General features: G+C 63.1%; 20 protein-coding genes and 2 pseudogenes. 12 read left to right on the plus strand and 10 right to left on the minus strand.

Translation table 11 applies throughout. The features are described from left to right. Positions 1–465, minus strand: coding sequence for a ProQ/FINO family protein (locus tag AMK02_RS25240; protein WP_064807231.1), 465 nt, complete (start codon positions 463–465; stop codon positions 1–3). Between the two features lie 246 nt (positions 466–711). On the opposite strand from AMK02_RS25240, the gene panC reads away from it, so the two are divergent. Together panC and panB are read left to right on the plus strand one after the other, a co-directional pair. Continuing rightward, positions 712–1,605: a pantoate--beta-alanine ligase gene (gene panC, locus AMK02_RS25245; RefSeq protein WP_064807233.1), complete on the plus strand. Its 894-nt coding sequence runs from the start codon at positions 712–714 to the stop codon at positions 1,603–1,605. After that, positions 1,602–2,423, plus strand: coding sequence for a 3-methyl-2-oxobutanoate hydroxymethyltransferase (gene panB, locus AMK02_RS25250; protein ID WP_064807234.1), 822 nt, complete (start codon positions 1,602–1,604; stop codon positions 2,421–2,423). Before panC ends, panB begins: the two co-directional genes overlap by 4 nt. Before the next feature lie 84 nt (positions 2,424–2,507). Here the strand turns inward: panB and AMK02_RS25255 are convergent, their stop codons facing one another. Next, on the minus strand, positions 2,508–3,422 hold the full coding sequence (locus tag AMK02_RS25255) for a hydrogen peroxide-inducible genes activator (protein ID WP_064807236.1): 915 nt from the start codon (positions 3,420–3,422) through the stop codon (positions 2,508–2,510). A gap of 144 nt (positions 3,423–3,566) precedes the next feature. Between AMK02_RS25255 and katG the strand changes: the two genes are divergently transcribed. Beyond that, positions 3,567–5,753: a catalase/peroxidase HPI gene (gene katG / locus AMK02_RS25260; RefSeq protein WP_064807929.1), complete on the plus strand. Its 2,187-nt coding sequence runs from the start codon at positions 3,567–3,569 to the stop codon at positions 5,751–5,753. Between the two features lie 309 nt (positions 5,754–6,062). Continuing rightward, a pseudogene (locus AMK02_RS25265) lies at positions 6,063–6,787 on the plus strand (SDR family oxidoreductase). A 163-nt stretch (positions 6,788–6,950) separates the two neighbouring features. On the opposite strand, the pseudogene AMK02_RS32640 reads toward AMK02_RS25265, so the two are convergent. The 4 genes and pseudogenes from AMK02_RS32640 to AMK02_RS25280 all read right to left on the minus strand — a co-directional run. After that, positions 6,951–7,043: pseudogene (locus AMK02_RS32640) on the minus strand (type II toxin-antitoxin system VapC family toxin); the annotation flags it as partial. A gap of 35 nt (positions 7,044–7,078) precedes the next feature. Continuing rightward, on the minus strand, positions 7,079–7,636 hold the full coding sequence (locus tag AMK02_RS25270) for a DUF3299 domain-containing protein (protein ID WP_064807238.1): 558 nt from the start codon (positions 7,634–7,636) through the stop codon (positions 7,079–7,081). A gap of 281 nt (positions 7,637–7,917) precedes the next feature. Further along, complete coding sequence (locus AMK02_RS25275) at positions 7,918–8,493, minus strand: pyridoxamine 5'-phosphate oxidase family protein (protein WP_064807239.1); 576 nt, start codon at positions 8,491–8,493, stop codon at positions 7,918–7,920. 13 nt (positions 8,494–8,506) lie between these two features. Next, positions 8,507–9,211, minus strand: coding sequence for an SDR family oxidoreductase (locus AMK02_RS25280; protein WP_064807241.1), 705 nt, complete (start codon positions 9,209–9,211; stop codon positions 8,507–8,509). A gap of 107 nt (positions 9,212–9,318) precedes the next feature. Here AMK02_RS25280 and AMK02_RS25285 point away from each other — a divergent pair, with 107 nt between their 5' ends. Together AMK02_RS25285 and AMK02_RS25290 are read left to right on the plus strand one after the other, a co-directional pair. Beyond that, positions 9,319–10,230 carry a LysR substrate-binding domain-containing protein gene (locus AMK02_RS25285; RefSeq protein ID WP_064807931.1) on the plus strand — a complete coding sequence of 304 codons (912 nt, stop codon included), beginning with the start codon at positions 9,319–9,321 and terminating at the stop codon, positions 10,228–10,230. After that, positions 10,220–10,573, plus strand: coding sequence for a nuclear transport factor 2 family protein (locus AMK02_RS25290; RefSeq protein WP_064807242.1), 354 nt, complete (start codon positions 10,220–10,222; stop codon positions 10,571–10,573). Before AMK02_RS25285 ends, AMK02_RS25290 begins: the two co-directional genes overlap by 11 nt. A gap of 132 nt (positions 10,574–10,705) precedes the next feature. On the opposite strand, the gene AMK02_RS25295 is transcribed toward AMK02_RS25290, so the two are convergent. Then, a complete protein-coding gene (locus tag AMK02_RS25295) occupies positions 10,706–11,674 on the minus strand; it encodes a zinc-dependent alcohol dehydrogenase family protein (RefSeq protein ID WP_064807932.1) in 969 nt (322 codons plus the stop codon). Positions 11,675–11,727: 53 nt separating this feature from the next. Here AMK02_RS25295 and AMK02_RS25300 point away from each other — a divergent pair, with 53 nt between their 5' ends. Genes AMK02_RS25300 through AMK02_RS25310 form a run of 3 tightly spaced genes read left to right on the plus strand, consistent with a single transcriptional unit; the run spans position 11,728 to position 14,841 of the window. After that, positions 11,728–12,144, plus strand: a complete 417-nt coding sequence (locus AMK02_RS25300) for an acyl-CoA thioesterase (protein ID WP_064807244.1) — start codon at positions 11,728–11,730, stop codon at positions 12,142–12,144. A 2-nt stretch (positions 12,145–12,146) separates the two neighbouring features. Further along, positions 12,147–13,664 carry a class I adenylate-forming enzyme family protein gene (locus AMK02_RS25305; protein WP_064807246.1) on the plus strand — a complete coding sequence of 506 codons (1,518 nt, stop codon included), beginning with the start codon at positions 12,147–12,149 and terminating at the stop codon, positions 13,662–13,664. Beyond that, positions 13,642–14,841, plus strand: coding sequence for a thiolase family protein (locus tag AMK02_RS25310; protein WP_064807248.1), 1,200 nt, complete (start codon positions 13,642–13,644; stop codon positions 14,839–14,841). The genes AMK02_RS25305 and AMK02_RS25310 overlap by 23 nt, the downstream gene beginning before the upstream one ends. Before the next feature lie 10 nt (positions 14,842–14,851). Here the strand turns inward: AMK02_RS25310 and AMK02_RS25315 are convergent, their stop codons facing one another. Then, positions 14,852–15,847, minus strand: coding sequence for a LysR family transcriptional regulator (locus tag AMK02_RS25315; protein ID WP_064807250.1), 996 nt, complete (start codon positions 15,845–15,847; stop codon positions 14,852–14,854). Between the two features lie 59 nt (positions 15,848–15,906). Between AMK02_RS25315 and AMK02_RS25320 the strand changes: the two genes are divergently transcribed. The 3 genes from AMK02_RS25320 (at position 15,907) to AMK02_RS25330 (ending at position 18,199) form a co-directional block, all read left to right on the plus strand. Next, positions 15,907–16,419 carry a cupin domain-containing protein gene (locus tag AMK02_RS25320; protein WP_237358381.1) on the plus strand — a complete coding sequence of 171 codons (513 nt, stop codon included), beginning with the start codon at positions 15,907–15,909 and terminating at the stop codon, positions 16,417–16,419. Between the two features lie 456 nt (positions 16,420–16,875). Continuing rightward, positions 16,876–17,640, plus strand: a complete 765-nt coding sequence (locus AMK02_RS25325; RefSeq protein ID WP_064807254.1) for an SDR family oxidoreductase — start codon at positions 16,876–16,878, stop codon at positions 17,638–17,640. A 145-nt stretch (positions 17,641–17,785) separates the two neighbouring features. Beyond that, positions 17,786–18,199, plus strand: coding sequence for a cupin domain-containing protein (locus AMK02_RS25330; RefSeq protein ID WP_064807256.1), 414 nt, complete (start codon positions 17,786–17,788; stop codon positions 18,197–18,199). Positions 18,200–18,248: 49 nt separating this feature from the next. On the opposite strand, the gene AMK02_RS25335 is transcribed toward AMK02_RS25330, so the two are convergent. Continuing rightward, a complete protein-coding gene (locus tag AMK02_RS25335) occupies positions 18,249–19,532 on the minus strand; it encodes a cystathionine gamma-synthase family protein (protein ID WP_064807258.1) in 1,284 nt (427 codons plus the stop codon). Between the two features lie 137 nt (positions 19,533–19,669). Continuing rightward, positions 19,670–20,749, minus strand: a complete 1,080-nt coding sequence (locus AMK02_RS25340) for a YihY/virulence factor BrkB family protein (RefSeq protein WP_064807259.1) — start codon at positions 20,747–20,749, stop codon at positions 19,670–19,672. Between the last annotated feature and the right edge of the window lie 608 nt (positions 20,750–21,357).

Here is a 21,357-nt window from a genome sequence, read left to right on the forward strand (position 1 = left end):
TCAGGTGCTCTTTCTGCCGCGCAGAAGAGCGGCGCGGATCTGTTCGTTCTTGCTGAGCACGGGCGTGGGAACCGGCGCCGGCTCGGGCGCCTCGACCTTGGCGCTCTGTTTGAGGCTCAGGAAGCGCTTCTGCGCGACCAGCCGGTCTTCGGCCGACAAGGGTTCGACCGGTTCGCCGTCGATGTTGTGGCGCATGGAATCGGGCTGGGCGCTGGCGAAATAATAGCGCCGGCAATGGACAAAGGCAGCGGTCGCGCGCCGGAGCGTCGTTACACCGGCCTCGGGCTTCAAGAGCGGACGCAGCTCGTTGAAGAGGCCGACGGCGAAGGGAAGAACGGGATCGCCGGGCTTGGTCGGAAGCACGCCGACCGGCCGGATCAACATGCCGTTGATCGCGTTTGCCTTCTCCACATCGAGCTCGGTCGCCGCAATCGGCCCGCGGCTGATCTTCCAGGGTTTGTCCATGCATCCTCCATAACGGCCGACTATGATGGTATCTTGACGGATAGGGGCAATAGCGGTGCGGCCTGCATATTGCTAGCCCCGCTGCAAGCCTGCGACGAGACGCCGTGTCCCGCGGATATAGGCCCGCTTTTCTCGGCCGGCCATTCTCTATTCAATCAATTTTATCGCCGATTATGCATTGACCTCCAGCATCGATTACACTTCTTATCCGCGCCCAAGATCAGTGCCGGCCGCGGGGGAGGATATATGCGGGTTTTCTCGAGCATCGATGAGCTGCGCCACACGCTCGATGCGCTCAAACGCCAGGGGCGCAATGTCGGCCTCGTGCCGACGATGGGGTATCTTCATGCCGGTCATATGGAGCTCGTCGCGCGCGCTCGGGCCGAAAACGACATCGTCGTCGTCTCTATTTTCGTCAACCCGTTGCAGTTCGGCCCGGCCGAAGACCTCAGCAAATACCCGCGCGATCTGGAACGGGATGCCGCCATGCTCAAACAGGCCGGCGTCAATTTCCTCTTCGCCCCCGGCGTCGAGGACATGTATCGGCGCCCCATGAAAACCGTCGTCGACGTTCCCGATCTCGGCCGCGAGCTAGAAGGCGCGGTTCGCCCGGGGCATTTCGCCGGCGTTGCCACCGTCGTCTCCAAGCTATTCAACATCGTGCAGCCGCAGACAGCCTATTTCGGCCAAAAGGACTACCAGCAGGTCGTCATCATTAAGCGCATGGTGGAGGATCTCGCCGTGCCGGTGCGGGTGATATCGGTGCCGACCGTCCGGGATGCAGACGGCCTGGCATTGTCGTCGCGCAATGTCTATCTCAGTCCGGAGGAGCGGCGCGCGGCGGTGATCGTCCCGCAGACACTCGACGAGGCGGAACGTCTGATTGGCGATGGTCTAACGGATGCCAAGACATTGGAAGCCAAGCTCACGGAATTTCTCGGACGCGAGCCTCTGGCGAAGCCCGAGGTCGTCGCCGTCAGGGATGCCGCGACCCTTGAGCCGGTCACCTCAATCGGCGGGTCGGTCGTCGTGGCGCTCTTTGTCCGGGTCGGCTCGACGCGCCTTCTCGATAACCGGGTGATCGGCGACAACAGAACTATCGGCGGGCGAAACCAGTCGGGAAAGGGAGTGACGAAATGAGCGCCATCGGATCGCAGAAGCGCCTGACGCCGCCCCGCATCTCAGCCATGAAGGGCGGCAAACCGATTGTCTGCCTGACCGCCTACACCACGCCGATGGCGCGGCTGCTCGATGAGCATTGCGACCTGCTGCTGGTCGGGGACTCGCTCGGCATGGTCCTCTATGGCATGGAGACCACCATCGGCGTCACACTCGATATGATGATCGCCCACGGCAAGGCCGTGATGCGCGGAGTCGCGAAGGCCTGTGTCGTCGTCGACATGCCGTTCGGCAGTTACCAGGAATCGAAAGAGGTTGCCTTCCGAAACGCCGTGCGCATCCTGCAGGAAACCGGCTGCGACGCCGTCAAGCTGGAAGGCGGCGAGGAGATGGCCGAGACGATTGCCTTTCTGACGAAGCGCGGGATCCCGGTCATGGGGCACATCGGGCTGATGCCGCAGCAGGTTCAAACCGCTGGCGGCTATCGTTCCGTCGGGCACTCAGAACACGAGACGTCGAAAATCCGGCGCGACGCCCATGCCATCGGCGGCTCGGGAGCCTTCGCCGTCGTCATTGAGGGCACCGTGGAACCGCTCGCGCGCGAGGTGACTGCAGCCATGCACATACCGACCATCGGCATCGGCGCCTCTGCCGCTTGCGACGGCCAAGTCCTAGTCTCTGACGATATTCTGGGGCTCTTCAACGATTTCACGCCGCGTTTCGTCAAGCGTTACGACGAACTCGGCAAGAGGGTCGCGGATGCCGTCGCCGCCTATGCAGAGGACGTGCGCTCGCGAAAGTTCCCGGCAGCCGACCATACGTTCAAGCGACGGCCGTAAGACGAAGGCTCTGGCCGCTTATCGCTCCTCAACCCTTTCCAGCAAGGGAAGGTCTCGGGGCGCCAACGGGGACAGCCAAGTCCGTCACCCGCCGCCATACTGCTCGCGCATCGTCTCCGCCGACCGGCGCACCGCCTCGCCAACCTCCTGCAACTGCTTGGCCATCGGCGTGGAATTGCGCCACACCATGCCGATGGTTCGCGACGGCTGCGGCGACGGAAAACGGGAGATCGAGACGTGGGCCGAGCGCGTTTCGACGGGAACGGCCATTTCCGGGATCAGGGTGACGCCGATGCCGGCGCCGACCATCTGGACGAGCGTGGAGAGCGAACTGCCTTCCATGATTTCCCGCGGGCGGGCAGGCCCGACTTTGCAGAATGACAGAGCCTGGTCGCGGAAGCAGTGCCCCTCTTCGAGCAGCAGCAGCCGCATTTCGCGCAGCGCCTCGCGCTCGGGCACTGGCTTGTCGCCGTCCTCGTGGCGCCGGACCAGCACGAACTCTTCCCTGAACAGCTCGAGTTCGGTCAGCGAAGGTTCAGACACCGGCAGCGCGACGATCGCCATATCGAGCTGGCCCTGCGCCAGTTCATGAACCAGCTTGCCCGTCTGCGTTTCGCGCACCTCGATCTGAATTCCGGCGAAGCTTTTGTTAAGATCGTTTATAACAGTAGGCAGCAGATAGGGCGCAATCGTCGGGATGATGCCGATGCGCAGACGCGTGAGGAAACTGTCGCGCGAGGCGCGGGCAAACTCGCCGAGCTCGTCGACGGCGCGCAGGATGTCGCGAACGCGCAGCGCAAAGGTCTGGCCGAAGGGAGTGAGCTTCACCTCGCGGGCGCTGCGCTCGAAGAGCTCACTGCCCAACTCCTGCTCAAGTTCTTTGATCTGCATGGAGAGCGCCGGCTGGGAGATGGCGCAGGCATCGGCGGCACGGCGAAATCGGCCGTCTCTTGCCAAAGCTTCAAAATACCGCAGCTGTTTCAGGGTAAGATTTTTCATAAGCCCAGCTTATCGCAGCAATCAGTAAATCCAACTTAAATTTATTAAACGGTTCCGATATGAAGACTGCAAGGGAGAGAGTGGGGCGCTAGCTCGGCTCATCTTTTTGAACCGCAGACAGATCACACAATGAAGGAGACGATCATGGACAACCCCACTGACACCGCAGGCAAATGTCCTGTGGCCCATGGCAATACGCCGCGCGGCCGAGCCAACCGTGACTGGTGGCCGAACCAGCTGAACGTGCAGATTCTTCATCACAATTCCGGCCGCGCCGATCCGCTCGGCAAGGACTTCGATTATGCCGAAGAGTTCAAGAAGCTCGATCTCGACGCGCTGAAGAAGGATCTTCACGCGCTGATGACGGATTCGCAGGACTGGTGGCCGGCCGACTTCGGTCATTACGGCGGCCTCTTCATCCGCATGGCCTGGCACAGCGCCGGCACCTATCGCATCACCGACGGGCGCGGCGGCGCCGGGCAGGGTCAGCAGCGTTTCGCGCCGCTGAACAGCTGGCCGGACAATGCCAACCTTGATAAGGCCCGCCGTCTGCTCTGGCCGGTCAAGCAGAAATACGGCAACCGCATCTCCTGGGCCGACCTTCTGATTCTCACCGGCAACGTCGCGCTCGAATCGATGGGCTTCAAGACCTTCGGCTTCGCCGGCGGCCGCGCCGACGTCTGGGAGCCGGAAGAGCTCTACTGGGGTCCTGAAGGCACCTGGCTCGGCGACGAGCGCTATAGCGGCGAACGCCAGCTGGCCGAACCGCTTGGCGCCGTGCAGATGGGCCTCATCTACGTCAATCCCGAAGGCCCGAACGGCAATCCTGACCCGGTCGCTGCAGCGCGCGACATTCGCGAAACCTTCGCCCGCATGGCGATGAACGACGAGGAAACCGTGGCACTGATCGCCGGCGGTCATACCTTCGGCAAGACGCATGGCGCCGGCGATCCGTCCTTCATCGGCGCCGAGCCGGAAGGCGGCGCGATCGAGGACCAGGGCCTCGGGTGGAAGAGCTCTTTCGGCACGGGCGTCGGCAAGGACGCCATTACCGCCGGCCTCGAGGTTACCTGGTCGCAGACGCCGACCAAGTGGAGCAACTACTTCTTCGAAAACCTTTTTGCTTACGAGTGGGAGCTGACGAAGAGCCCGGCCGGGGCGCATCAGTGGCGGGCCAAGAACGCCGAAGCCTCAATTCCGGATGCCTATGAGCCGGGGAAGAAGCATGTCCCGACGATGCTGACCACGGATCTTTCGCTTCGCTTCGATCCGATCTACGAAAAAATCTCACGCCGCTTCCTGGAGAATCCGGATCAGTTCGTCGACGCTTTCGCGCGCGCCTGGTTCAAGCTGACCCACCGCGACATGGGACCGAAGGTGCGTTACCTCGGCCCTGAAGTTCCGGCAGAAGACCTGATCTGGCAGGACGTAATCCCGGCCGTCGACCATCCCCTCGTCGACGACAAGGACATTGCCGAACTCAAGGCAAAGGTTCTGGCAACCGGCCTCACCGTGCAGGAACTGGTCTCGACCGCCTGGGCCTCGGCCTCGACCTTCCGCGGCTCCGACAAGCGCGGCGGCGCCAATGGCGCGCGCATCCGCCTTGCTCCGCAGAAGGATTGGGAGGCCAACCAGCCGGCCCAGCTCGCCAAGGTGCTCGGCGTTCTCGAAGGCATCCAGAAGGACTTCAACGCCGCCCAGACGGGGGCTAAGAAGATCTCGCTCGCCGACCTGATCGTTCTCGCCGGTGCCGCCGGTGTCGAGAAGGCGGCGGCAGCCGGCGGCAACGCCGTCAGCGTGCCCTTCACGCCGGGCCGCATGGACGCGTCCGAAGCCCAGACCGACGCGCATTCCTTCGCCCCGCTCGAGCCGCGCATCGACGGCTTCCGCAACTATGTGAACGGCAAGCGCCTGCAGTTCATGAAGCCGGAAGAAGCGCTCGTCGACCGCGCCCAGCTCTTGACGCTGACCGGACCCGAGATGACCGTCCTCGTCGGCGGCCTGCGCGTGCTGAAGGCCGGCAACCCCGAGCATGGCGTGTTCACCTCGCGTCCAGAAACGCTGACGAACGACTTCTTTGTCAACCTGCTCGACATGGCGACGCAGTGGGTTCCGGCCGCCGGAAAGGAAGGCGTCTATGAGGGCCGCGACCGCAAGACGGGTGCCGCCAAATGGACCGGCACCCGCGTCGACCTGATCTTCGGCTCGCACTCGCAGCTGCGCGCCTTCGCCGAAGTCTACGGCCAGGCCGACGCCAAGCAGATGTTCGTCAAGGACTTCGTCGCCGCCTGGAACAAGGTCATGAACGCCGACCGCTTCGACCTCGTCTGATCGGTTCCGCCAATTTTGCCCGGGCGCGGCTTCGGCCGCGCCCGGTCTTTTTGCGATTCCTCGGGGTGGCGACGACCGTCGAAGCTTCCGATCCTCCCGCACCTGTTGGTGCGGCGCGGGCACCACCTCAATTAACCAGTTTACGAGTGACTGGTGAGGAGTGCGGGGTTGGCCTCCGCCATTCTCTCCAGCACCGAAGTTTCCCGGCGCCAGCTCCCGATCGTTCAGGCCGTCGATGCAGCATCGCAGACTTCTAGCCACGACCGACCTCACATGCGATAGGTAATGGATACATTTGGAGGAGTGGACATGAACGGTTTGCAAGGCAAAGTCGCGGCCATTACCGGAGCTGCCTCGGGCATTGGATTGGCGTCGACAGAAGCGATCATCGCGGCGGGCGGTACCGTCGTGATGATAGACCGGGACGAGGCGGCGCTGGACGCGGCCTGCGGCCGGCTGGAGAAAGGGCGATCGCGCTGCCGCTCGACCTTCTCAAACCCGAGGATTGCGCCGGCCTGCTTGACGGCATTCTCGCCAAGGTCGGTCAGCTCGACATCTTCCACGCCAATGCCGGCACCTATATCGGCGGAGATCTGGTGGATGCCAACCTCGATGCGATCGACCGCATGCTCAATCTGAACGTGAACGTGGTCATCAAGAACGTCCGCACGGTCATGCCCCACATGATCGAGAGAGGGACGGGAGACATCATAGTGACCAGTTCGGTGGCGGGCCAAGCCGCGGTTCCATGGGAGCCGGTCTATTCGCCTTCGAAATGGGCGATGCATTGCTTCGTCCAGACCATGCGGCGGCAGCTCCTGAAAAATGGAATCCGCGTCGGATCCGTCTCGCCAGGCCCAGTCAGCAGCGCGCTGCTGAAAGACTGGCCGGAGGAAAACCTGCGCAAGGCAAAAGAGGCGGGCGCGTTGATCGAACCGCGAGACGTCGCCGAAGCCGTGCTCTTCATGCTGACCCGACCACGCAACGTGACGATCCGCGACATGGTGATCCTGCCGAGCTCCTTCGACATTTAGCTTGAGCGGGAGGCAGAGCGCACTCCTTCCGCATAAGCTGACTGCGGGAGGATGTGGACAGGGCGTGCCGTGTGGGTGCCACACGGCACCGTATCCACTTTATCCTGAAGTCCGAAAGCGGAGTCTCGAAGAACACGCCGAAACGCCGCTGAAGCTCTCTTGGACCCTTGGCCGCCAATGCGGCGCGGATCTCCCCGGCTGCCAGCGCATCCTCGCGCTCGCAACCGACGGCTGGGAAATCCGCCCTGTATATACGCGACACGCGCGACGCTTCTGCAAGAAGCCTTTCCACTAACGAGGTACAATACCGAAAGGCGAGAGCGTCAGCAGATCGGGATCATCAGTCGCCGTCGCCTTCGCCACCTGGGCATGGCTCATGCTGTAGCCGTAGGCAAGGACGCGCACACCGTCGATCATGAAGAACTGCGCCTGGTCCAGGCCGGGCCGCAGCGCGCCCGTCACGGTGACGGTCTCGTACATTCTCTCGAGATGCAAAGGTTCCTGCGGAACGACACGCACCAGCTGGTTCGGTGGAGGGGAGGGCATGTGGCTGCAGGCTCCAGCCCAGGGCACCAGCATGAATTCGTAGACAAGGTCGCCGTCCTGGTCGATCGGCAGGACGAAGCCCGTCAAGTCGACCGGATGTCTCTCATCATGCCAGGCAAGTGTTTCGCCCTGCGGAGCGCTGACCGCCTTGCCCGACAGCGGCACTGTCGCCTTGGCCTGATCGGCCGGACGCAAAGCGCTCCAGAAAATGGGCCGCGCTGCAGCGAAGGTGTCGCAAACCGGCCATGCGAAACCGAATGCCAGCATCGCGAACGTCAGGAAAAACGGTCTCAGCTTCATCATCGCATCTCCTCGGGCCGGTCGCTTGACCGCCCGCCACTGCCGCACGGATGCTACTCCCGATCCCGCTCGCCCATCCATCCGCCGAGCTCCCTATGCCTGTTCGCTGTAGGCGATTGCCGGCCGAGCAGCTCGGCGGCGATCGGCGGCAGCGAGGCGGTCTCCGTAAACCCGGTGGACCCAAGACGATTGCGAGCGGCTTTGACGGCCTCTCGCCGCCGAGAATAGTCTGCCAGCCTATTCATGTCATGCACTTAACAACGATTCGCACCGTCATGTCTGGCTCACGGATTGGCCCATCGCGAATTGGAGAGGGCGCCGATTTCGTCATAGCTGAACAGGGCTCTTCGGTTGTCCTGCTGGCGCAATTGAAACCAGTCCAGCGTCCGGGCGCGAAAACTCAGGACGCCAAAACGCGCCTTCCCCTCCGCTTCGTCGCGAGGCTCCGGCAATTCGCCCATGGTTTCGAAGGCGCATTCATCTCCCGGCGGCCCGCCGGTATAAGTCATCCGCGTCCGGTTGGGCAGCTTTTCCCAAGCTGCCCCGGCGCTTTCGCTTCCGGGGCCATGGCGTTCGACCGTGCCTTGAAGCCGAAGCTGCAGCCGGGCCTGCGGGCAGAAGCCGAGCACCGTAACTTGAGGATTTACCGAAAGCTCCAGCCATTTCGGGCTACGCGTATCGGTATGAAATTCAAGGCTGCGCGTCGCTCTGTCCGCCCCCCGCAATACCACCATGCGTGCCTGCGGCCTATCTTCGACGTCGACCGAGCAGAGGTTCACATAGCGGAAACCCGACTGTGGACCTGCCTCAGCCGTTTCGAGTTCCGCCCATGCCGAGGCGTCGATGTCAGTGAGATCCACCGGCGGGCCTCGCTCAGACGGAACGGGCGATGCCGCCGTCGACGCGGATGTTCTGGCCGGTGATGTAGCCCGCACCCTCCGATAGGAGGAAGGCGATGGTGGCGGCGATTTCCTCGCTCGTGCCATAACGGCCCATTGGAACGCTGTCGCGCCGCTCGTCGGCGGCGGGCAGGCTGTCGATCCAGCCGGGCAGGACGTTGTTCATGCGGATGTTCTTGGGCGCGTAGCTGTCGGCGAAGATCTTGGTGAAGCTCGCCAGGCCCGCACGGGCGACCGCTGACGTCGGGAACATCGGCGAAGGCTCGAAGGCCCATGCCGTCGAAATGTTGACGATCGCGCCGCCGCCCTGCGCTTCCATGATCGGCGTCACCAGCCGGGTCGGCCGCACGGCGCTCAGGAAATAGACCTCCATGCCCTTGTGCCAGTCCTCATCCGAAATTTCGAGGATTGGCGCGCGCGGACCGTGACCGGCGGAATTGACCAGCGCATCGATCCGGCCCCATCTTTCCATCGCCAGAGCGACGAGTCGCTTCAGGTCGTCGTTCGACTGGTTCGAGCCGGTGACGCCGACGCCGCCGAGTTCGTCGGCCAGCGCCTCTCCCTTGCCGGAGGAGGAGAGAACGGCGACGCGATAGCCGTCGGCTGCAAGCCTCCTTGCGGCTGCAGCGCCCATGCCGGACCCGCCGGCGGTGATGAGAGCGACTTTTCCTTCAGACACTGAGAACCTCCGATAGCTGATTTTGCACAGCATTATGACAGATGCCGGCGGGACTTTCGCGCGAGAAAGAAAGCTGCCAGACTGTAGAAAATCTACTGGATATGCCGATGACCCAATCCCGCCGCATGCTGCCGCCTCTGAATGCCCTGCGCGCCTTCGAGGCCTCGGGACGCAGGCTGAATTTCCGCGCCGCCGCCGAAGAGCTGGGCGTCACGCAAGGAGCGGTCGCGCAGCAGGTTCGGGCGCTGGAAGACCAGCTCGGCCTCAGACTGTTTCAACGCCTTGCCCGCGGCCTTGCGCTGACGCCCTACGGCACGGCCTATCTGGCGGACTTGAGCCGCGCCTTCGATACGCTTGCCGAAGCGACCGGGCGGCTTCTGGACCGGCCGGAGACGGTGACGATCAGCGCCACCCCCACGGTCGCTACCAGGCTGTTGATCCCGCGGCTCGCCGAGCTCTCTGCCGCTCTTCCCGACATCGATCTGAGGACGGTCGCGACCGAGGCGCTCGCCGATTTCGACCGCGACCAGGTGGATATCGCGGTGCGCCTCACCCGCCCGCCTTTTCCGGCAAACCTGCAGGCGCAGATGCTGTTTCGCCAGGAGCTGGTCGCGGTCGCAAGCCCGCATCTGGTCAAGGGCCTGACCTTGCCGTTAAGCGTCGAAGAACTTCGCAAACTGCCGCTTCTGCATGACTCGCACGATCACTGGCCGGTATTCCTGCGCACACGCGAGATGCTGCCCGGAGCGGCCTTCAACCATACGACACTGGCGCTCGACGCCGCGCTTGCCGGCCAGGGCGTGGTCCTCGCCTGTCGGGCCTTCGTCATGGCCGATCTCGAAGCAGGGCGGCTGGTGCGGGCGACGGATGCGACGGCGACCATCGGACCCGATTACTTCCTCGTACGCAAACGCTCGTCATCGCCGCGAAAGGCCGTCGATGCCGTCTGGGACTGGTGTGCGGCGCAGTTGTCGCTGCCGCCGGCTTCGTCGTCGGGTAGAGAGCACCATGGACGATGATATCGAAGACTTGAAACGCATTTACGACCGCTTCAATGCACGGGATATTGATGGCGTGTTGACCTTGCTTGCCGAGGACGTCGCCTGGGCCAACGGGATGGAGGGCGGTCACGTCCACGGGCACGAAGCGGTTCGCGCCTATTGGACCCGCCAGTGGGCGCTGATCAATCCCCACGTTGAACCGGCGGGCTTTCACCGGAGTGCTGACGGCGCGATCGTCGCTGACGTTCACCAACTGGTCCGCGATCTCCAGGGCACGCTTCTTCAGGACAAGATGGTCGGACATGTCTTCCGCTTCCGGGAAGGCAAGATTGCTCGCTTCGACATCCAGGACGTCTCCTGACGGACGGGGCTGAGTCATTAAATCGCAAGGGGGAGTAACAGTCGGGCGCGGCAGACCGGAAAGCCAATGAAGCTATGCCGGCATCTGCTCAGCGGTATCAGTTTAAACTGCCAGGTGCGGCACGCCCTGTTGTCACGCCAGCAACACCTTGCCACCCGTGCGGAAAGGCAGGGCGGAGCGCAGCGCCTCGCCGATCTTTTCCAAGGGAAACACCTCCCGCACCTCGGTCGCGATCGCCGTGGAGGCGATCTGCGCCGCGACCTCGGAATACGCGCGCTGAACGTCGCCCATCGCCTCGGAATGGACCCACTCCCTGAGGTGGCAGAACGAAAAGACAATGTCGGGATGGGAGGCCCAGAACGACGGCGGGATGCTCTCACCCGAAAGCAGACCATAATGCAGGAAATGCCCGCCGGGTCTCAACGCATCGGCGAGAACCGAAGCGCGCGCGCCGCCGACGCAGTCGAGCACTGCGTCGAGCCCATGCCGGTCGGCCAGGCCGGTGACGAGATCGCCGTCCGCTCTGTCGACGATGATGGCCTCGGGCCGGCCACGCAGACGCGCGAGAGATTCTTCGCTACGGACGATTGCGATCGGTTCCACGCCAACCGCATTCGCCATGCCGATCAGGATCGATCCGATCGAAGAGGCGGCGGCGTTAATGGCGATGCGCATGCCGGGTCTCAGCCCGATCTTCTTATGCAGCATCAGCCAGCCAGTCATCGGGTTGACGTAGCTGGTCGCGGCCTCGAAGTCGGAAAGCGCATCGGGTACGCGAAGGCACCAGCTCGGATCGGTATCCTTGAATTCCTGCCACCCGCCGGCGCTGCGCACCGGCAGCACGCGCGCTCCCGGCACAAGTCCGTGCACTTCCTCGCCGCACGCCTCGACCACCCCGAAGGCTTCGAAGCCGGGGATGAAGGGCAAGGTCGTGCGGCCCTTATAGGCGCCTGAGATGGTGATGATATCGGAGGGATTGATCGAGCGCGCCAGCAGGCGGACGCGAACCTGGTCGCGCCGCAGCGGCGCCAGTTCGGCCTGTTCGATCCCGACGACCTCCTCGGCCGGCCCGAATTTTCGCACGACCGCCTGATATTGCATTTGCATCCCCCACACAGTCGGTTAGAACACGCCGTCGAAATTTCGGTGATCGAATGAGCGTTGACGACAGACCTTTAGCATCGTTCCGGGTCTCGATGCGAGACATCGACATTTATGGTCATGTCCACAACTCGGTTTATCTCGATTATTGCGAGGATGCGGTCGTCGAGTTCCTGCGCCACCGGGAGATCCTCAGCCACTTCCGCCACACCACCTCGGGTGTGGCTTATCATGTGAAGAAGGCGGAGATCACCTTTCACAGCCCGATCGATGTCGACGATATCGTCGAGGCGAAGGTCAAGGTCGAGAAGATCGGACGGTCGAGCCTTTCCTTTACGATCGAGCTCTATCGCCAGCGCGACGGCGCCCATTGCGCCTCGGCCGGCCTCGTCTGGGTCTGCGTCGGCCTCTCCGACAGCCGCCCGACGCCGATCCCGGAGGCGACCAGGGCCGCCTTGTCGCGGGGCTGACCATGCCGATCCATAGAGAGCTGTTTCGACACGCCACGGAGAGACCGGAAAAGCCGGCGGTCGTGATCGACGGCCGATCGCTGAGCTATGGCGAACTCTATAGCCGCGCCGGCGCGATCTACCGGTTTATCCAAGCGCTTCCGCGCTCGAACCACCGTTCATTCGATCTGCCCGGCGTCGAGAAGCTTGTGGCGGTCAGCCTCGGCAATCACATCGGCTTTGCCGAATATTTCGTCGCCGCCACCGCGCTGGCGAATGCCTGCGCTGTCATCGATCCGATGATGCCGGCCGAAAGGATCGAGCGCATCGTCGAGCGGCTGGCGCCTGACCTGCTCGTCGTCGACGATGCCGCGAGCCCGAGCGCCGAGATCGGCCGCAGTCTCGGTATTCCTGTGATCGTCGCCGGCGCGGAGCCCTTTGGCCTCGCTGCGACGGGAGACCGCCTTCCGGCCGATGCCGACGGCATCTTCCTGATCGGTTTTACCTCGGGCACGACAGCCGAGCCGAAGGCCTATTACCGCTCGTGCGAGCAGTGGCGCCGGAGCCTTGAGCGGGGGCGTCTCGTTTTCGAACTCCAGGACGCACCCTCGACGCTGTGCCCGGGAGCGCTCGCGCATGGGCTCGCGCTTTATGCACTCGTCGAGGCGCTCGATGCCGGAGCGACCTTCCATTCGGTGGGGAAATGGGATGCCGGAGCGGTCGCGCAGATTCTGTCTTCCGGGATCGAACGGCTGGTCGCCGTGCCCACCCATGTAGCAGGCATCGCCCGGGCATGGGCGGGCGAGCCGATGGAGTCCTTACGCGACGTGCTGACCGCCGGCTCCAAGCTGAACCTCAGCGAGGTCGAATCCATGCGCCGCCTTTTTCCGAAGGCGCGCATCCGGGAATATTACGGCGCCTCTGAGATCGGCTTCATGACCGTCTCGACGCTTGCCGGCGGCGCGACGGATTTTCCGATCGACCGAGTCGGGCAGGCCTATCCCGGCGTCGAAATCTCCATCCGCGACCCTGAGGAAAACGACGTCGGCGCCGATGTGCCCGGCACCATCTTCGTCAACAGCGACCTGATTGCGAACGGCTATCTCTGGGGCGACGACGGTCAGGCGTTCCGCGTTACCCCGGTTGGCGCGACGGTCGGCGATCTCGGCGAGATCGATGAAAACGGCATGCTGCGGGTGATCGGCCGGGCAGGCGGCATGATGATCACGGGCGGCAACAACGTCTATCCCGCCGAGGTCGAGAGTGCGCTGAAAACCTGCCCCGGCGTCGAAGATGCCGTCGTCTTCGGGCTGCCGGACGCCTATTACGGCCAAAGAATCGTCGCCGTCGTCTCGGGCGAGACGACGGATGCGAAAATGCTCGCCGAGCATTGCGCAGGCAGGCTTGCAAGGTTCAAGATCCCCAGGCAGTTCCACCATATCGGCTCCTGGCCGATGACGAGCAGCGGCAAGATCGCGCGCGGGCAGGTGGAGGCATCGGTGATTTCGGGAGATGGTCTTGTCCTACGCCTATCAGCCTGACGAGGATTGGCAGCCGGTCGTGGTCGCCGCCTACCGCACGCCGATCGGCCGGGCCTTCGGCTCGCTTTCGACGGTTGCGGCCGAAGATCTGCTTGCCCCGATCATTCGCCGGATCGTCGCGGAAACGGGCGTTGCGCCCGATGCCATCGACGACGTGCTGGTCGGCAATGCCGCCGGCGGCGGCGGCAATATCGGCCGGCTGGCGGCGCTCAACGCCGGCCTGCCGATGGCCGTCCCCGGTGTCGCCATCGATCGGCAATGCGGTTCCGGCCTAGAAGCGATCATCCTGGCCGCCCGGCTGATTCAGGCGAAGGCGGGTGCCTGTTTCCTCGCCGGCGGCGTCGAAAGCGTCAGCACCGCCCCATGGCGCGTCGAAAGGCCGAAAGCCAATTGCGCCCTGCCGCGCTTTTACGGACGCGCGCGCTTCTCCCCCGAAACGATCGGCGATCCCGAGATGGGCGTCGCCGCCGAAAATGTCGCTCGTCAATTCGGCATCTCGCGCCAGCGGCAGGATGAATTCGCCCTGCGTAGCCACAGGCTGGCCGTCAAGACGGCCGAGGCCGGCCTCTTCCGGCCGGAGATCGTCGAGATCGCCACCGCCGGCGGCTTGGTGGAGCGGGACGAATGTCCGCGCCCGACTACCTCGCTTGAGGCCCTCGCAAACCTGAAGCCGGTCTTCCTCGTCAATGGCTCCGTGACAGCAGGCAATGCTTGCCCTGTGAATGACGGCGCCTGCCTGGTGCTCGTCATGAGCCGCGACATGGCCAGAAGCCTCGGCATCGAAAAAGGCCTCGCTTTCATCGACAGCGCCGCCGCCGGCGTTGATCCCAACCTCCTCGGCATCGGCCCGGTCGCCTCGACGGATAAGCTTCTGCAGCGCCAGCCCCACCTCTTGCTCTCGAAGATCGACGCCATCGAATTCAATGAGGCTTTCGCGGCGCAGGTTCTGGCGTCGCTCGATCAGCTGGATATATCAGCCGACGCGGTCAACAAGGAGGGCGGCGCCATGGCGCTCGGCCATCCCTTCGGCGCCTCCGGCGCGATCCTGGTCACCCGGCTCTACAGCCAGCTCATCCGCGGGGATGGCCGGAGGCCCGCCGCCACCGGCCTCGCCATGATCGGCATTGGTGGCGGCATCGGGCTCACTGCGCTTTTCGAGGCTGTCCGCCTTTTCTGAGAAGAGGCTGTCAGGCACGTGCGCTGCCGGCTTCAATCCTCTTGTGAGCTGGCTCGGTCGATATTGGAAACCACGGCGGCTCCGGCGCGGCGAGGGCGCCCGCGATCTGATCCCGAAGCCACACGCTCCCGGGGTCGCGATCGAAACGACGAAGCCAATACATGGTGACATCCATTTTCGGCGATTCCATCGGGGGCATGAACACGTCGAGCATCAGCCGGCCGGTCAACATGCGGGCGAAATGAACCGGAATGCTTCCGAGCATCTCGCTCGCTTCAACGGCAAGAGCGACCGCGTGAAAATGCGGCACCGTGACCATGACGCGCCTGGCAAGACCCAGGCGTGCGAGGGCGGGATCGATCGTCCCCATCCTGCTGCCATCGGCCGAGCGCAGGACGTGGGGAACAGCGCAGAAGACGTCCGCCGGTATGGTGTCTCCTGGAGAAACGCCATGGCTGGCAAGGAGCGGATGTCCTCGCTTGGCAATGCATACCAGCCATGATTGGAACAGCTTACGGCTCATAATCCATTCAGGCGGTTCGAGCGAGCGATCAATAACGATATCAGCGCGGCCGTCACGCAGCATCTCGAAGACTTCCGACGAAGCATGATCGATCATCTGCAGGGTGATGGAGGGCGCCGCTTTGGCCACGCGTGCAGCAAGCGGCGGCATCAACAGCGAGGAGAAGTAGTCCGATCCGATCAGCGTGAAGGATCGGGTTGAGGTAGCGGGGTCGAAGGCAGCATTCGTCGCCAATGCCTCTTCCATGCCGGCCAATGCTTGTCTTATCGGTTCACGCAGCTCAAGCGCCCGCGCGGTCGGCATCATCTGATTGCCTTCCCGGACAAACAATTCGTCATCCAGCAGCGCACGCAGTCTCCCCAACGCCGAACTCACGGCCGGCTGGGACAAGCCGACACGCTCGCCGGCCCGCACCGTCGAGAGCTCCGCCATCATGGCGTCGAATACACGCAGCAGATTGAGATCGAGGGCTGAGAAATTCACGGACTCAATATCCCTTATATGATCATTCAATTTCCGTGCATCTGCTTCCGGCGATAGTTTTGGACAGCAGTATAAAACTCTATTCCATTCAACCTCGGAAGGAAATTGCGATGAACATCGCTGGGGGCATCGGGCGGACCGTAAGCTGGATGGACACGGCCTACACCATACATGTGGGGCGATTTGAGAGCGGCGGAATTGTCGGCGTTTTTGAAGGCACCGTGCCTGCCGGCGGCGGGCCGCCCGTCCACATCCATCACAATGAGGACGAGGTGATCCATGTGATCGAAGGCGATTACGAGTTCTGGCTGAACGGCGAGATCGTTCGGGTTCCTGCGGGCAGATCAATTTTCCTACCGCGTGGCGTGCCGCACACATTTCGGGTGGCAAGCGCGTGTCCCGGACGCAACCTCACCATTCTGACGCCGGGCGGCATGGAAGAATTCTTCATCGAGGCCGCTGTGCAGGCTCCACGTCTGCCGGAGCACATGGATCGGTTGCTCCAGCTTGCTGAACGTTATGGCATCGAATTTCGCGGGCCGCCGGATTGGGACACCACACGGGCCCCGTGACGACGACATCCTGCATCAATGATTGCAAAATGCGCCGGATCGCCTCTCCGGCCTGCCCTACCGAAGCCAACGCTTGAGCGCCTCCGTCTTCGTCGCGACGGCACCGAAGGCCGCGGGCTTGCGCGATCGTGATGACATCGTCGGCTTCGGTTATCTCCGCCCACGGCACGTCCGGCCGATGCCGGATGACATCAGCCTTCTCCACTCCGGCGGCACACCTCGACCGCAGATGAGTTGCGCTACTGCCTTGGCATAGGACGACAGCGACCGAGAGAGAATGGTTCGAGCTCCCGATCCGGCGCATTCTCTTGGCCGTCGGCTGTGGTCGGCCGCGCCGGAAATCCGCGTGGCGATTGTCCTCATGTCGATTAGTCGCCTGCCCTGCTGAACAGGCGGTTTGCGACCCATCTTAAAATCAACAGAGGACATTCCTCGTAAAGGACAAGGGAGATTACCATGAAGATCGTCGTTATCGGCGGGACCGGCCTCATCGGCTCGAAGACGGTGGAAAGGTTGCGCAGGAAGGGACACGACGTTTTGGCGGCCTCGCCCAATTCCGGCGTCGACACGATCACCGGCAAAGGCGTCGCCGAAGCACTTGCCGGCGCGCAGGTGGTGCTCGACCTCGCCAACTCGCCTTCGTTCGAAGATCAGGCCGTGCTCGAATTCTTCCAGACTTCGGGCCGCAACCTGCTCAAGGCGGGGGCTGCGGCCGGCGTGAAGCACCACATCGCGCTGTCGATCGTCGGCATGGAGCGGCTGCAGGGCAGCGGTTACATGCGCGCCAAGATGGCCCAGGAACAGCTGATCAAGAGCTCCGGCATTCCCTATACCATCGTGCACTCCACCCAGTTCCATGAATTCATGGCCGGCATCGCCCAGTCGAACACGGTCGGCCAGACCGTGCATCTGTCGCCGGCATATCTTCAGCCGATCGCCTCGGACGATGTCGCCGATGTCATGGCGGACGTGGCGCTCGCAGCACCGGTTAACGGCACGATCGAAATCGGCGGCCCCGAGAAAATCCGCCTGACCGATATCGTCACGCGCCTCTTCAAGGCGACGAACGATCCGCGCCAGGTGATGACGGATCCGCACGCCCGCTATTTCGGCGTCGAGCTCGATGACACTTCGCTGGTAACCGGTCCCGATGCCCGGCTCGGCAAGATCCGCTTCGACGACTGGCTGCGCCAGCAGCCGCCCCAGAAAAAGAGCGCGTGATATCGACCCGGCGCTTGTCCACCCACTCCTGGAGCGGCTCAGCTTTCACGCAGCGGAGAGCCGCCCTCAGCAATTGATTTCAGAAATTCCAGACGAGACCGCTCGCACTTTCCTGGAATTACCCTAGCAACCGAGGAGACCAGACATGCTCAGGAAAATCATCTCGGCGGCGGCCTTTGCGCTTGTCCTTGCCGCCGGCACTCAGGCTGACGCCGCTGGCGGCAAAGCCAAGGTGACCGTCGTCTTTGACCAGAAGCTGCCCAATGTTTCCGGCAAGAGCATGAAGGCCGTGCTGGTGGAATATGAGCCGGGGGGCCAGTCGCCCGGCCATACGCACCCGAAGTCGGCCTTCATCTACGCCACCGTTCTCGAAGGGGCGATCACCAGCAAGGTGAATGACGGGCCGGAGAAGATCTACAAGGCCGGCGAGAGCTTTCCCGAATTTCCCGGCGATCATCACGCCGTCAGCAAGAACGCCAGCAAGACAAAGCCGGCGCGCCTGCTTGCGGTTTTCGTGCTCAATACCGACGAGACGGAACTGACGACCGACGACAAGTAACCTCGTCCTCGATGCCCGGTGCCGCCGGGCATCGATTCCGTGCGCCGCGTCAAACAGCCTGCAGCGCCAGCTCCAGATCGGCGATCAGATCATCCGGATGCTCGATGCCGATCGATAGCCGGATTGTCGATTCCAGCACGCCAATGCGCTCCCTGACATCGGCCGGCACGCCGGAATGCGTCATGGCGGCGGGGTGGCTTGCGAGCGACTCCGTGCCACCGAGGCTGACGGCGAGCTTGAAGACCTGCAGCGCGTTCAGGAATTTGAAGGAGGCCGGCTGGCCGCCGCGGATATCGAAGGAGAAGGTCGAGCCGGCGCCGGTGCATTGGGCGGCGAAGGTGCGGCCGGAGGGCGAGTCCGGGTCGTGATAGGGAAGATAATGGACCTGCTCGACCTTCGGATGATCACGCAGGAAATCGGCCACCGCCCGCGCATTGCTGTTCGCCCGCTCCATGCGGAGCTGCAGTGTTTCGAGCGACCGGCCGAGCATCCAGCAGGAATGCGGATCAAGCTGCGTACCGATCGCGCCGCGCAGCGCCTTGACCTGCTTGATGACAGCCTTGCGCCCGAGGACAGCGCCGGCGATCAGATCGGAATGGCCGCCGACATATTTGGTCAGCGAATAAAGCGAGATATCGGCGCCATGCTCGATCGGCCGCTGGAAGACCGGCCCGAGCAGCGTATTGTCGCAGACGACGACCGGCACGTGCCCCTGCCTTGCGCCGATCGCATCGGCCATCCGCCGGATCATCGCGACGTCGACGAGACCGTTGGTCGGATTGGCGGGCGTCTCGATGAGGATGACGGAAACGCGGCCCTTGCCGACCGCCTCATCCGCCGCCTTCTGCACCGATGCCTCGCTTACGCCATCGGCAAAACCGACCGCGGCGACGCCGAAATTGTGGAAAGTCTTTGCCAGCAAGGTTTCCGTGCCGCCATAAAGCGGCTGCGAATGCAGGATCGCATCTCCCGGCCGGACGAAGGCGAACAGGGTCGTGGCGATCGCCGCCATGCCTGAGGAAAACAGCGCACCGCTTTCCGTCCGCTCATAAACAGCGAGCCTGTCTTCGACGATCTCGCTATTCGGATGATTGAAGCGGGAATAGACGAGGCCGGCGCCCTTGCCCGCCGGCGGCTCGCGGCGGCCGGAGACATAATCGAAGAAATCCTTGCCATCCTCGGCGGAGTTGAAGACGAAGGTGGAGGTCAGAAACACCGGCGGCTTGACCGCCCCTTCCGAAAGTTCGGGATCGTAGCCGTAGTTCAGCATCTGCGTTTCGGGATGCAGCGCATGATTGCCGATATGGGTTTTGGAAGGATGCGGGGCGGTCATGATCGTCTCCTCTGTCGAACCTGCCGAAGGACAGGATACATCAAATCGAGGAGCAGTCATCGAGACTGCTCAATTAAGAGTGGAGCATAATGTCGTACCAAGAACCGCTCACACTTTTCGGCCTCGTGCTCAGACGCTCAACTCACGATCTCGCCTAAGGTATCGGCGACATAGGCGCCGCGCGCACCCATCGGCAGCGGGTGGCCCGTCGTCGTGTCCCGCGCCGTCTGATGCTCCAGCTCGGCATTGAGCTCCGCTCCGACGATGAGAATAACCACGGAAAGCCAGATCCAGATGAGGAAACCGATCAGCGCGCCGAGCGTACCGTAGGTCGCGTCGTAATTGGCGAAATGCTCGAGATAGAAGGAGAAGCCGAGCGACATGCCGGCGCAGGCGAGCGCGGTCAGAACCGCACCCCAGGTCATCCACCGGACTCGCGCGGGCTCGCGGCTCGGACCGAAGCGGTAGACCAAGGTTACGGCGACGACGATGACAAGCAGAAGCAGCGGCCATCTCAAGAGAAGCGCCATATGTTCCTTGAACTGATCAAGCCAGAGATAGGAGAGTACGACAGGCATCACGCCCATGAGCGCTACCACGACGACCGCGAAGACCACGGCGCAGAGGGTGAAGCAGAGGCCGATCAGGTTCAGCCGCACCAGGCTGCGCTTCTCCGTCTCCTCATAAGCGACGTTCATCGCATCGAAGATCGCCAGGGTGCCGCTATGGGTGCTCCACAGCGCAATGCCGAGACCGACGAAGAAGGTGATGCCGAGCGTGCTGTCGCGTTTCTCCACAAGCGCCTTGAGCTGATCGGCAAGAAGATCGAAGGCCCCGGGCGGCAGGAGGATGGCGAGCTCGCGAAGATGTTCGGAAATGGTGATCGGATCGGCCACCAGGCCATACAGCGAGACCAAGGCCGTCAGGGCCGGGAACAGCGCCAGGAGCAGATAGAAAGTTACGCCTGCGGCAATGAGGGTGACCCGGTCGTCGAGGACCTCATGGAAGACGCGCCAGAACACATCGCGAAGGCCGCTCATCGGAATGGCCTCGGGCGTCGCCGCACTGCGCCCATGATCGTCACCCGACAAGGCGACCGCGGCAGAAGGCGCCTGCGAATTGCGCTGCCTTGCCTGCAGCAACACAAACGCGCCCACAGCAGCCGCCATCATCGCCGCAGCGAGCGGATATCCCTTGAGGCGGAGCACATCAGCCATTACCCTATCCTCCGATTTGCTTCGGGGATAACGCCGGGTGCCGCTAAAGGATGCAAGCTGTTGCTTTCTTGCGGAGATTTCCGGTGAGGGGAGGGGGCCGCTGCGGCCAAGAGCGCCGCGACGGCGATGCCTGGCTCCAACTCCCGATATTATAAACAGATGATTTTATTAAATTTTAATCAGCCTACGGAAGCAAAACCGGCTTTTGGTTTCGCTACCGCAGCACAGGGCTATTTTGGGACTGTCGCGGGCATGGCGACTTCGCGGCGCCGGAAGCGGCAGATTCGGCCGCCAGACGCCCCATCGAAAGCGATTTCGTTCCCCGAATTCGCCGCCGTCTTCGCACTGGCGCTTCCTGGAGACCGGCAGAAGCATTCGCGGAACCGCCTGAACGACAAACCTACCGATGCATTTGCCCTGTCTCACCCATAGCGCCGACGGCAATGGCCGACAATAGCCACCCCCGTTGTCCACGGCAAAGATTGGCCCCGGTCGGCATCGGCCGGCTTTCTCATTCAGAACGCTGTACGATCGCACAGCGTCCGTACCCGGGCGCCAGTCCGCCTTCCCGCTCCATCCACACACCCGGATGCAACGCTGCGAAGGGA

Source organism: Rhizobium sp. N731, assembly GCF_001664145.1.
GTDB lineage: Bacteria > Pseudomonadota > Alphaproteobacteria > Rhizobiales > Rhizobiaceae > Rhizobium > Rhizobium esperanzae.

Coding starts and splice junctions, on each gene's coding strand:
- AMK02_RS25325 (WP_064807254.1), top strand. CDS start 16,876: ATGAAGATCGTCGTTATCGGCGGGACCGGCCTCATCGGCTCGAAGACG.
- AMK02_RS25335 (WP_064807258.1), bottom strand. CDS start 19,532: ATGACCGCCCCGCATCCTTCCAAAACCCATATCGGCAATCATGCGCTG.
- AMK02_RS25240 (WP_064807231.1), bottom strand. CDS start 465: ATGGACAAACCCTGGAAGATCAGCCGCGGGCCGATTGCGGCGACCGAG.
- AMK02_RS25300 (WP_064807244.1), top strand. CDS start 11,728: ATGAGCGTTGACGACAGACCTTTAGCATCGTTCCGGGTCTCGATGCGA.
- katG (WP_064807929.1), top strand. CDS start 3,567: ATGGACAACCCCACTGACACCGCAGGCAAATGTCCTGTGGCCCATGGC.
- AMK02_RS25305 (WP_064807246.1), top strand. CDS start 12,147: ATGCCGATCCATAGAGAGCTGTTTCGACACGCCACGGAGAGACCGGAA.
- AMK02_RS25340 (WP_064807259.1), bottom strand. CDS start 20,749: ATGGCTGATGTGCTCCGCCTCAAGGGATATCCGCTCGCTGCGGCGATG.
- panC (WP_064807233.1), top strand. CDS start 712: ATGCGGGTTTTCTCGAGCATCGATGAGCTGCGCCACACGCTCGATGCG.
- AMK02_RS25270 (WP_064807238.1), bottom strand. CDS start 7,636: ATGATGAAGCTGAGACCGTTTTTCCTGACGTTCGCGATGCTGGCATTC.
- AMK02_RS25330 (WP_064807256.1), top strand. CDS start 17,786: ATGCTCAGGAAAATCATCTCGGCGGCGGCCTTTGCGCTTGTCCTTGCC.
- AMK02_RS25255 (WP_064807236.1), bottom strand. CDS start 3,422: ATGAAAAATCTTACCCTGAAACAGCTGCGGTATTTTGAAGCTTTGGCA.
- panB (WP_064807234.1), top strand. CDS start 1,602: ATGAGCGCCATCGGATCGCAGAAGCGCCTGACGCCGCCCCGCATCTCA.
- AMK02_RS25290 (WP_064807242.1), top strand. CDS start 10,220: ATGGACGATGATATCGAAGACTTGAAACGCATTTACGACCGCTTCAAT.
- AMK02_RS25285 (WP_064807931.1), top strand. CDS start 9,319: ATGACCCAATCCCGCCGCATGCTGCCGCCTCTGAATGCCCTGCGCGCC.
- AMK02_RS25295 (WP_064807932.1), bottom strand. CDS start 11,674: ATGCAATATCAGGCGGTCGTGCGAAAATTCGGGCCGGCCGAGGAGGTC.